Genomic DNA, 12501 nt, shown 5'->3' with positions numbered 1-12501 from the left:
GGAAAGATGCTTTATTTGCTGTTCTTTTTAAAATCAATTTTGCTGAAAAATAGAATCGTATGAAAGCTCCTAACATCACAAATTAAACTCATTCCAGAAAAGGGCAAAATGGAAATAGAAACTGTTAAGTGAGCTTCAAATAATTTTAGAAAAGACCTTCAGTATTCTTCAGAAAGATACTTTGTTTTTAATCCGGGTTCGATTATTAAAAAAGAAGGTTTTGAGTTGATTTAAAGCTTTCGCTGAAGAATTATAATTTAAAAACACCAAAGTGTTGTAGAAGCAAAACTGATTTACACGTGTAGAATATATCTGGATGTACCAAAGAATTTAGTGTATTTCGAATGAATGGAGATATAATTTGGCTATTGAATTATAGCAAGGGTAATTATGTTGTAACATGTTCGACCGCTATGCCATCCATCGCCATCGCTGTCCATGTACCAAGAAAACTAATATTTTCATGTTTTTTAAATACCTTGTTAACATTTAATTTATCAACAAGGTATTAAAATTATAAAACAACAACTGTTGTAAGTAAAGCAAGCCACACTGAAGGATTCGTGCGGCAGCGGAGGGGAATATAATTATTTCCTTAGTGCAAATCTTTTTTACTGCACATAAATAGATATTCAAATAAATCAATTTAGCTAATGTGATTTAATATCAAGATTTAATTTTCATATACAGTAAATTCTTATATTTTAACTGAAAGTCTTTTTAAAACCTGCATAAAATGATTTCTAAACAGGCTCTTGAGAACCACAAAGACTCCATTAGGTCATGGAAGTTTTATTTATTGGGAATGTATGATCTTCCTAAGTTTATAAAGTTTAGAACCTAAACTCTACAGTCCTCCCTGTCATTACTAAGTTATTAATCCTTAAAATAGCTTGTGCTACGATTTTACTGTGTGTTAACTATTGATAACTTACCTAATTGCAAAAAAATCTCGTTCCTCACCTACAGGATTTTCAGTTCCATCTACCCTATGCTTTATTATCTGTCATCTTTATCAGAATATTATTTTTTAATTCGTAGGTACTGCTCCTATTTGTTGCAATAATGCTAATAAATCAGGTTGTCCATATTCTTCTGTAATCTGATTATCAGTAAGACGATAGAAATTAGTGGCTTGTACTTTAATGCTATTTCCAGTTGCAGGGACTCCAAAAAAAGTTCCCTTATGTGTACCAGTCATTGTAAAACGAATAGCAGATTTATCATTTTCTGAAATTATTTCTTCTAAATGCCATTGGATATCAGGAAATCCTTCACGCATCATCCAAATAGTTGCCAAATATCCTGCTGGACCAATAAGAGGCTCTACTTGACCTGGAACATAAAATTTTGCTGTGGGACTAATAAGCTGCTGTGCCAAATTTTCATCGGCAGTATTGATAAATTTAACAAATTGCTCAAAGAAGTTTTTATGATTTGTCATGATGTTTTATTTTTTTTTAATGAAAAAATAGTAGCGAAACTTTAAGTTACTTCGCTACGATTAATTTAATGTGTGACTTGAATTATTTCGATTTGTTATACATATAACGAGCTATTTTCCATGCTCCGTTCTCTTTTTCAAATACAAATAGTTCACGATTTTCATCTGGCAGGGTTTGTCCGCTTGCTTTGATAACGAATGAACCTTTTGAAGTTGACCTTGCAAAAGCTATATTCCCATTCACTTCAATTTCAATAATAGAAAATTTAAGTGAATAGGTGAAGTTATCAAACACATATTGATAAGTTCCTTTTACAGCATCAATTCCATCAGCTGTAGGTGCTGCATTTGCTATTAACGAACCATTTTTAGTGTAAAGTGTAATTACCTTTTCAGTATCCGAAGCATTTAATGCGTCTTGATAAGTGAAAATTAATTTTTCGATTGCTGCTTTTTCTGTAGTTTTTGTTTGTTCCATTTTCTTGTTTTTAAAATTATTAGTTTGACTTTGTGCATCGTTAAATACCAACATTGAAGTAATGATTGTTACTGATATAATTACATTTTTCATTTTTTTGTCTTTAAAATTATAATGTAAAAATACAATGTCAATTTGCCGTGAGCCAATAAACAATTTTAAGAAATAGTCTTAATATATATTAAGACTAAAAGTTACTTAATGGGCATATCACTACGAATTTTGCTAAGAAATTCAGGTGTAATACCAAGATAGGAAGCTATTTGAGTATTTGGTAATCTTAATGCAAGCTTTGGATATTGCTCCAAAAAATCTAAGTAACATTGAAATGCATTTGAGCTAATGTTTTGCAATAAACGATTTTGAAGTTCGATATATTTTTCTTCAATAATAACCCTGAAATTTCGATCAAACTTAGGTACATTAACGAATAAGTAAAGTAAATCTTGTTTTTCGATTTGCAGAATAAGTGAAGGTTCAATTGCTTCAATAAACAGTTTGCTTGGCTTCTCTGAATAGAAACTTCCTAAATCCGCTATCCATTCATTTTCGACTGCAAAACTGATATTGTGTTCACCTCCTTTTTCATCAATGCTATACATTTTAAAACAGCCGTTAACTACAAACGTGTAATGTTTGCAAACAAAACTTTCCTGCAAGATCATTTGCCTGCGCTTAATTTGTCGTTGTGTCGTCCTTTTATCTAATAATGAACTTTCTTCTTTATTTAAAGGAAGATAATTTTTAAAATATTCGATGATGGGCTGTGCAGTCAATTTCTATTTTTTTTCGTTTTGATCTTTTGCATGTCAATAACATTAGGCCGGTCAAGTGATGAACTTAGAGATATAATTTCAAATTTAGCATTCCTCATTTTGACAAACCTTATTAAGCAGCTGTTTTTTAATCTTCTTTAATTCAKTCAAATTTACGATTAAAATATTTTATTTCAACGGGTTTGCAATCCGTGCCCACAATGGAAAGATAGCAAATTCAAAGTAATATGATAGAAAGTTTTAAAAGCACGTGACACAATATACATGTCCTGACTTGGGAGTAATTAAAACAATAACTAATTATTATAAAACAACATCCCGTCTTTCTATAAATAATAGCTTTTCCGGGATTCCTTGTTTCCGTAATAAGTTCAATATCCCAAAAACACGAACTAAACACTTCCTTCATTCACAATTACGTTAGACGAATCACATTATTTTAGTGATGCGCAACGCTGTAAAAGGTTTTTGCGGAAGTTGAATTAAACTTTTTCCACTAAATTCTCCCTTAACAGGTGTAATTGTCATATCCCATGCATTGATAATTTCAATTTTATATTTTGAATTTTCGGGTAGATATACAATTTGGCTGCGTGACTGGTCAACACTAAAATAGTGCAGAAAATATTCATCTTTAAAAGCAACATATGAATACGGCACCCAAAATTCCGTATTGATAATTGGCGTTAAATATCCTGGGGCAGATTCAATTATATTTCTTAAAAACTTAATCCTTTCCTGACTTTGCCCTCTGAGAACTCCTCCTTTTGACCACCACAAAATATCTTGCGATTCATATCCCCATTTAACGGGATTTTCAGTAACATACGTTTCTCCATGTCCAACAAAGCCACCATTTATAACACCACGCCAAAATTTGTTCACCATCTCCTGAGCTGATATATTCCCCCACGGCCAATTAATATTTCCTTCGTACCGACATTCATCATAAACTATTGGTTTTTTATATTTTGACCTTAATTCCTTTGCTTTATAGGTATCTTCATTCTGTATGCTCACATGTGTGATCAAGGCGTTTTCGTGGTCATAGAGGTTAGCTCCATTGTGTATTGAACGCAAGTGATTGTATGGGTCTTTTTCGGCAAATAACTGAATAAAATGGTCCCAGTCAACTGTATTCTTAGACTTCATAAAATCATATTCATTAGCCAGACTCCACCATACATTTTTATAGGCAGCAAAGCGGGCAATAATATAATTGATATATAAATCATCAGTTTTTCTGTCCATTTTTTGAAATCCCCAACGGTCGTAAGGATGAAAAACAATTAAATCGGCTTCGATGCCAAGTGAATCCAATTGCGCTATCCTTTTCTCAATATTCTGAAAATATACAGGGTTAAATTTCGTGTAATCCCAATCAGTTAAAGGCTTTCCCTCAAAAGGATACAAGAGTGGCTCGTTTTTATTCCAATCGTAGTCTTTAGGGAAAATACACATGCGCATTTTGTTGAAATATCCATTAGCAAGGGTTTTCAATGTTAATTGGGCAAGACTATCTCCTTGATGAACCCATGCATAACAGGTTGTACCAAAAGGGTAATATGGTTTATTGTCTGAATAAGCAAAATTAAAAGTATCTTTCACTACAACTTGTCCGTGATTGCTTTTGGTATTTGAAAAACATTCAAATTTGCCTTTTTTATTGTTAAGCGATTTTAAATTGCTTGATGTGATATAAGTCCAGGCACCTGTCGCTTGTGGCATAAAACGGATTTTATATATCCCATTTCCATCATAAAAGCCTGAAACTATTTTTATGTTCTCACCATTTGTAAATTTAGCACTTAGTTGTACATCAGTGAACGGATTACCTTTTGAGTCACCATTAAGAACGATCTCATAAATACGCCATTTTTCAACTTTATTTTGAGCCGAAATACTCAAAAAAGATAAAGAGACTGTCAATAATAGTATTAATCTACGCATAATTGTAATTGTTTAATAAATATCATTCCATATGACATTCCTTCGGTACGGGCATCCTTATTTTTAACATCAGAAACATATCCCAAAGAGTCTCCTACTTCAAAATAGATACGGTTTGGACCTTCAAAAACATCGTGGTCTGCTTTGTCTAATTTCTTTTTTAGACAACAGATTGCTTTTTTTGTAAAAATTATTTTAAAAATTTCCAATAATCAAAATACAGTATATCGGTCTTGGCTTCTCCTTTAAAAACAAAATACAAATCGTGAATTCCTGAAACTTTTTTAACATCAATTGTCTGCAATGCCCATTTGTCATTGCCTTCCGTCATTGGTACATTTACGGTTCCGATTAACTCTCCGTCTTTAGTGTCCAATCGTATCTCCATTGAAACATTTCCGTTGTGCGTTGTGCCAATTCTTGTCGTGAATTTCGAAGCACCTTTACGGAAATCCACTTCTTTTACTTTGATAAAAGCGTCATTGTATTTTGCCGTAATAAAAGTGCCGGCCACATTATCTTCCATCGACTTCACTCCTTCAGACCAGGCAATGGTTTCAGCTTCCGTTTTGACATAAGGGTTTAATGGATTTAAACTCTGTTTAATGCCTTCTGTCATATTCATTTGCACAATCGAACCATCTTTATTAAACCTGGCTTCTTCTACACATACTGAACGGGTAAAACCACCACCTCCCGGCAATGCACCATTGTGATAGAAAAAATAGGACTGCCCCTTAAAATCAATTATACCGGGATGATTGGTAAAAGAATTTCCTTGTGTAGGCATGACGACACCTTGATATTTCCAGGGTCCTGTTATACTTTTACTGGTTGAATAACCAATATGTTCCGATATTGGTCCTGCGGCAAAAAATAAATAATACAGACTATTGCGTTTATACAGCCATGGTCCTTCCTCATAAGTGGTAGGTCTTATATTATTTTTTTCTCCTTCTCGTTTACCGAAAGATTCCAGAGTGTTGGGTATTTGTTTCACTTCACCCGAACAGGATATCATGTCCTTATTCAGTTTGACGTAATACAAGCCGGGATTTCCCCAAAACAAATACGCCTGGCCATCCTTATCTATAAATGGGGTAGGATCAATATCGTTCCAGGGATGATGATTGATAAGTTTCTTACCGATAGGGTCTTTAAACGGACCATAAGGGCTATCTGAAACCAAAACTCCTATATTTCCGCCATGCATGGGACAGTATAAATAAAATTTACCATTTCGTTCAATACACTGAACTGCCCAGGCACCATTCTCCTGCTTTGCCCAACTAAAATCTTTTAGAGAAGCAACTATTCCATGGTCTGTCCAATTGACCATGTCGGTTGATGTATAAAGTGACCAATTGAGCATTTTAAAACCCTTGCCGTCAGCATTGGCATCGTCTTCATCATGACTTGTATACAAATATACTGTGCCGTTATGTACCATTGGTGCCGGATCTGCCGAATACTTGGTTTGCACAATAGGATTTTGTGCTTCTCCAATGGAACAATTTAAGATAGTTATAAGTGTCGCTATAAGTTTATAGGTATGTTTCATTTTAGTTATTTAGTTAATACAAATCCTCCGTTCGGCTGGATAATTATTCATAATTTATCTTAATATTTAATTCTGAACCAATCAAAATCAACATGCCCACCGGTATTTTTTGTGGCGTAATTAAACAAGCCAAAGCGGTACCCCATAAAATGTGGGATATCATATTTCATTTTCAATATATTTCCAATAGGATTCCACACTTTTCCATCTAAGCTGTACGAAAATTTAGCTTCATCTTTCCCATTAAGAGTGTAAAGGTTTTTAGCTTCATCGTTCATGCCGGTAAAATCGCAATCGATTCTGAAGTAAATTTTGTCTTGACCCAATGGGATTCGTTGTACTTCGACAGGCTTATCATTATCAGCATTGATCATTACTATCGACTTTTGACCTGCGTCAATTTTAACCCCCACCAATCCATACTTTTTTTGGAGAACTGAGAATCCGGCAAAATCGCCGTCTTTCATTTTGGATACATCCAGGGCAACAGAAGCTGAGCTGGTTGGACCAATAGTGCGTTGTGTAAGTGTGTTTCTGGCCTGAAGAAAATCAGTGTCGATTCTTCCTGTTTTGAGGCGCAGGAATCCTTTTCTTTCAGTTACAGACCACAGCGCATTATCCGGATTATGATTCCATTGCCATACTAAAGGAAGTGCTGCCTGTCCTTTTTTTCGGTTGAATTCATCAGAAGTAACTAAATTCGGAATCAAACCTTTACTGGCTGGCAGGTCTAATGTTTCCGGTACTTTGCCGTTTTCTCCTAATACAGGCCAACCGTCTTCCCACTTAACAGGAACGAGATAAGGAACGCGGCCAACAGCAGCATAATCACGGAAAAGATAAGAGAACCAACGTCCATCAGGAGTGTCTATCAATCCGCCCTGAGCAATTCCCCTGTCCTGTAAGCCAACTTTTCCTTCCCAGGGGCCGTTGATATTATCTGCTCTATGTATAATTACAGTTCGCATTTCACCGCGTGGCGCGCAAATATTAAATAGATAATATTTCCCTTTTACTTTAAATAATTGAGATCCTTCAGCTCCAAGGCCTACTTCTTTTCCTGTTGGTGCACTGGCATTTTCGATGAGAACTCTCTCCGGGACGCCTTGTTTAACTCCTGTCAGATCGTCATTTAATTCAACAATTTTTAGTCTTTCCGCGTTATAAATTAAATATACCTTGCCATCATCATCAAAAAACAAGGAATGGTCATGAAGCGCTGGCTTGAAAGAAACCCTTTGCCAATTTCCTTTTTCTATATCTTTTGTTTTAAAAATATAGGTTTCACCTGTGGTTTGCGCAAAAGTCGTTACATAATACATGCCCTTGTGGTAACGCAAACTGCTTGCCCATGAACCTTTACTATAGGTGTTTTTTCCTTCTGTCAAATTTAGTTCCGGCATATCGGCCAAAGTATCGTAGGCATAGTTAATAATTTTCCAATTGACAAGATCTGTAGATTTCATAATGGGCACACCCGGATTCATGTGCATCGTGGTACTGCTCATATAATAATTTTTACCAACCCTGATCATAGACATATCAGGAACATCAGCAAAAATTATTGGATTTTTGGCTTGCGCCAAACCAACGGCCTGAACAAACAAAATAAGGAAGGCGAAAATAGGCCTGATTTTTTTTCTCATAATTTAAAAATTGGTCGATAGTTTATAAATGGTTTCAGTAAACAAAATAACAAGAAAACAAGGCCATACAACGTTTCCTTTTGTATCTAAAAAGTACGCCAATTGTATTAAATGAAAACCTATATCAAATACATTTATAAATCAATCTGAAATTTTATGGAATTATGTCAATAAGATTTGGAAATAGTATCATTCATTGACCAGGTTAAAAATTAAGTAGTAACCCGTTGGGTGTAATTAGTTTTTGATGATAATTTTTCGTCAGTTCGAGTGATTTTCGATAGAAAATTGTATCGAGAATAGAAAAATTATCATTAAAAACGGTTCTCGATACACGTCACTTCGAGTGCGAAGCGTATCGAGAAGTTTGTTCCGTTTCTCTGCACAAAAAACACTCGAACTGACGTTTTTAATAATTACACCCAACGGGTTAACTAGTATAAAAAAAAGTAGTAAACCTAAGCTTACTACTCTCTAAAATTGTACTTGTATTTGTTAAATCCTCTATCACTTTTTTAGAATTAGGCATTTTAATAATTCCTCTCAACAGATATTATTGCTGTTTATATATGCGCAAATATTCAGAAGGTAAGGAACCAAATTCTTCCCGAAAGTACTTGGCAAATCTTTTTGGGGAATTAAACCCTACTTCATATGCTATTTCGGCAATTTGCATTTGGCTTTTTTCAAGAAGCTGGCGTCCACGTTTTAATCGTATGGTTCGAATAAATTCGATTGGTCCTTTACCGGTAATGGCAATTAACTTTTTGTATAAATGGCCACGGCTTAGGCCTAAAGCTATACTTAGGGTTTCAACAGAAAAATCAATGTCGCTTATATGTTCTTCTACCACCTTAATAGCTTTGGCTATCAGGGCTTCATCCAAAGAGGTTATGGTAATTTCTGCAGGAGAGACATCTAATTTTTGGCTAAACGAGACATGACTTTTCTCTGTCCAATCTACAAATTTTTGAATGCGCAGTTTTAGTAAAATAAAATTAAAAGGTTTGGTTATATAATCATCAGCACCAAGTTCCAAACCTTCCATTACATGTTCTTCGGCAGTACGTGCTGTCAATAGGATAACCGGAATATGAGACCAATAAATATTAGTTTTTATTTGTCTGCAAAGTTCTATTCCGTTCATAACAGGCATCATTACATCACTTACAATAATGGTTACATTAAACTTATGCAGCAATTTCAGGGCCTCTTCTCCATTATTGGCAGTTATTACATAATATTCATCCTCCAGATTATCTTTAATAAATTCACAAAAATCATTATTGTCATCTACAAATAATAATATTTTTTTATTTGTAATGATATTTGTTACTTCGTCTTCCTCAATAGCAAATTCGTCTGAAATATTTTCTGTTGAATACTCTTCTACCGTACCTAAATCAGCTGTTTTAATTGGAATCTGGAAGGTAAAAACACTACCCTGAGGCACATTATCTGTAACATTTATTGATCCTCCGTGAAGATTGACATATTCATGTACAATATGTAATCCTATACCCGCTCCGGTTTTTTCCTGTTCCTGCTGAGCCTGATAAAACCGTTCAAAAATATGTTCTTTTTCTTTGTTGCTAATACCAGATCCTGTGTCGGAAACACTTACAGAAACAGTATCATTTGCTCGTTTTATATGGATACGAATAGTACCACCATCCAGAGTATACTTGAATGCATTTGAAAGTATGTTTGTAAGTATCTTTTGAACTTTATCCCGATCAAATGACATTGTTAAACTTTCTACATCAGTGAACAACAATAAATTAATATTACGTTCTTCTGCATAAACACAAAATGAAGTGTAAATTTCATTAATAAAACTAACAAAATCGCCGGACTTTAAATTCAGCCTTTCTACACCAACATCCAGTTTATGAAAATCAAGCAGTGAGTTTATTAATGCCATTAGCTGTTGTGCATTTTTATACATAACACTCAGCTTTTTTCTCATGCTTTCGTTGGCTGCATCTTTCAATAAAATCTGCAAAGGGGTAATAATGAGCGTGAGAGGTGTACGCAAATCATGGCTGATATTGGTGAAAAACCTTAATTTTATCTCATTAATATGTATTTCCTTATCATGATCAATCTGGATACGATGCTGCTCCAGTTCTATAAGATGCTTTTCTTTTGTTTTATGAACAAAAAATGTCAGCGCACTAATAATTAAAATTGCATATATGATAAAAGCCCAAATTGAAAAATAGAAAGGAGGCATTACATTTATAAATAATTCTGTTGGAACATTATTCCAGACACCATCACCATTACGTGCTTTTATTAAAAGTCTGTAATTACCTGTTGGAAGTGAAGATATTACTATTTTATTTTTTTGAGTAGGTACCCATTGTGTATCAAAACCTTCTATTTGATAAATATATTTTACTTTATCAGCATTCAGTAAATTTCCTGTTGTAAACTGTAAGGAGATAAGTTTATCATCATGCCTGAAATTTAACTCGGAAGTTAATTGCATCGGGTGTTCGAGCAGCTTACGTCCATCATAATAGGAGTCGACCTGAATAGTATTATTCCCCACTGTCAATTCAGTAAATATAACTTTTGGTGTAGATTGGTCTTTTTCAGACATTTTATTCGGATTCAAAATAGTATATCCTTCCACATTACCAAGCAGAATATCTCCATTTTGTAGTTTACAGACAGCACGGTCATTAAAATAATTATTCATAAGTCCATCTTTGACTGAATAATTTTTACTTGAAAAAACAAATTCTCTATTTGATGCCGGCATAACAGTAAGTATTGAAAGTCCATTACTTGTTGTTACCCAAATATTATTGAGATTATCTTCTGTTATACCTTTAATTGAATTATCACATAATCCATTTTCTTTATTAAAATAATAAATAGTGTCTTTTTTTTGATTCCAGATGATCAGTCCTTCATTACTGCCTAACCATATAATGCCACGTTTATCTTTATAGACATTTGAAATTTGATCTTGGGGAAAAGTTTGATTTCCTTTCTTATTGCTATGATATAAAGTCTTTTTGTAATTCGTAATATCAATTACCAAAAGGCCAAATACAGTACCAATATACATTTTATCACCGCCATCATAAGACATATCCAACGCATAAACAATATCATCAAATGGGGTAATCACAGCATTAAAATTATCCGAGTCTGATTGTAATACCTGAATTTTTCCACCCAATGATCCTATCCATAGATTTCCATACCTGTCTTCTTTTAAATTCCAAATATTATTACTGGTTATTTTGCTGTTCTTTGTAGTATACTGGGTTATTTTGCCATTTTCATAACAAAAAAGCCCTTTTTGATAGGTACCAATCCAAATACGATGCTTCCTGTCTTCCAGTATAGATATTATGGCGATGTTTGGAACTGGAAGTTTCCTAACGGTCTCTGAGTTTTTTTCTTTTATATATAATCCGTTTCCATCTGTTCCCAACCAAATATTTCCATGATGGTCTCCCATTATAGACATGATATCGGAACATTCAGGATGTCGGAAATTGATAAAATTCCGGAAACTTTCATGATAAAATGAAAGTCCTTTTTTATTGTATCCAATCCAGACAGTCTCATTGTTGTCTTTGTACAGACACTTCACACTGTTCGATGACGGGCCTGTCTCGACCCATGGATCAGATGCTACATTTTTAAACAAATCTTTTCCTTTGTCATAGATAAACAATCCTTTATGGTCTGTTCCTACCCAGATTTGTCCCGGCTGATTTTCGATAATACTTGTTATATGATTGGCTTCGGTTTTTAATTTTGAAGGCAATTCAAATCTTTTCCACTCTTCAATTGAATTCTTTTTGTAAAAAACCTGTTCACTTTTATCCGAACAAATCCACAGTCCATTATTGCCATCTATATAAATCATRTTGGCGGCATTAATAGCATTCTGTTTTATAAAGTCAGGTAATTCTATGAAGGTTAAAACCCCGGAATTTTTATTCAGTTTCCAGCAAACTCCTGAATTATATTGAATTGCGTACAGAAATTTACCATTATCAGCAATAGAAATCTCCTCTTGTAAAGGAGTCTTTAATTGGAATACAGACGTCTTTTTTTTCTTAAAATCATAAAAGAACACCTTCTTTTTGTTTAGCACCCAGAGATTACGATTTTTATCGACAAAAACTTTAGCATTAAACTCCGACTCTATCCCCAGATTGAGCAACAACAGTTTTGTGTCTGAAAAAGAATCTTTATCTCTTTTATATACCATGTAAGAGTATCCTAAGTCTATCCAGATATTACCCAGGCCATCTTCCTGCAATTCAACTATATTATTTGAAGACAGAGCATTAGATACACCGGGATGCATTTTATAAACCTTAAATCCATATCCGTCGTATCTATTTAGTCCAGACTCTGTACCAATCCAAAGAAATCCGTAACTATCTCTCAGAATAGCTTTTACATTATTATTTGAAAGACCTTCATTAGTTTCTAAATGATGAAAAACATAGGACGACTGCCCTATAATATTTTGGAAAGATGCAATCCAAAATATTACGAGTATGTGTATGCAGATTTGTCTTATATTCTTTTTCATACTAAAATGGTCAATCGAAAATTAGAGCCGATAGGCAAATATTTAGGCTGAATATGCTCTTTATTTATTTTAA

General features: G+C 33.9%; 7 protein-coding genes. All 7 read right to left on the bottom strand.

Features of this window, described 5'->3' with window-relative positions; genetic code table 11:
- Positions 1-1030: 1030 nt before the first annotated feature.
- Positions 1031-1444, bottom strand: a complete 414-nt coding sequence (locus tag AC1DVP_RS14800) for an ester cyclase (RefSeq protein WP_477184258.1) — start codon at positions 1442-1444, stop codon at positions 1031-1033.
- A gap of 82 nt (positions 1445-1526) precedes the next feature.
- Positions 1527-2015: a YybH family protein gene (locus tag AC1DVP_RS14795; protein ID WP_477184257.1), complete on the bottom strand. Its 489-nt coding sequence runs from the start codon at positions 2013-2015 to the stop codon at positions 1527-1529.
- Between the two features lie 101 nt (positions 2016-2116).
- A complete protein-coding gene (locus AC1DVP_RS14790; RefSeq protein WP_477184256.1) occupies positions 2117-2698 on the bottom strand; it encodes a Crp/Fnr family transcriptional regulator in 582 nt (193 codons plus the stop codon).
- A 429-nt stretch (positions 2699-3127) separates the two neighbouring features.
- Complete coding sequence (locus AC1DVP_RS14785; RefSeq protein ID WP_477184255.1) at positions 3128-4648, bottom strand: DUF5605 domain-containing protein; 1521 nt, start codon at positions 4646-4648, stop codon at positions 3128-3130.
- 190 nt (positions 4649-4838) lie between these two features.
- Entirely contained in the window at positions 4839-6209 is a 1371-nt protein-coding gene (locus tag AC1DVP_RS14780; protein WP_477184254.1) for a glycoside hydrolase family 43 protein, read from the bottom strand.
- Between the two features lie 59 nt (positions 6210-6268).
- Positions 6269-7855 (bottom strand): glycoside hydrolase family 43 protein, encoded by a 1587-nt coding sequence (locus tag AC1DVP_RS14775; RefSeq protein WP_477184253.1) that lies wholly within the window; start codon positions 7853-7855, stop codon positions 6269-6271.
- Between the two features lie 553 nt (positions 7856-8408).
- Positions 8409-12428, bottom strand: coding sequence for a hybrid sensor histidine kinase/response regulator transcription factor (locus AC1DVP_RS14770; protein WP_477184252.1), 4020 nt, complete (start codon positions 12426-12428; stop codon positions 8409-8411).
- Positions 12429-12501 lie beyond the last annotated feature (73 nt).

The sequence above is a fragment of the Flavobacterium sp. P3_A6 genome (genome assembly GCF_056403035.1).
This window is presented reverse-complemented; position numbering and strand designations above follow the sequence as displayed.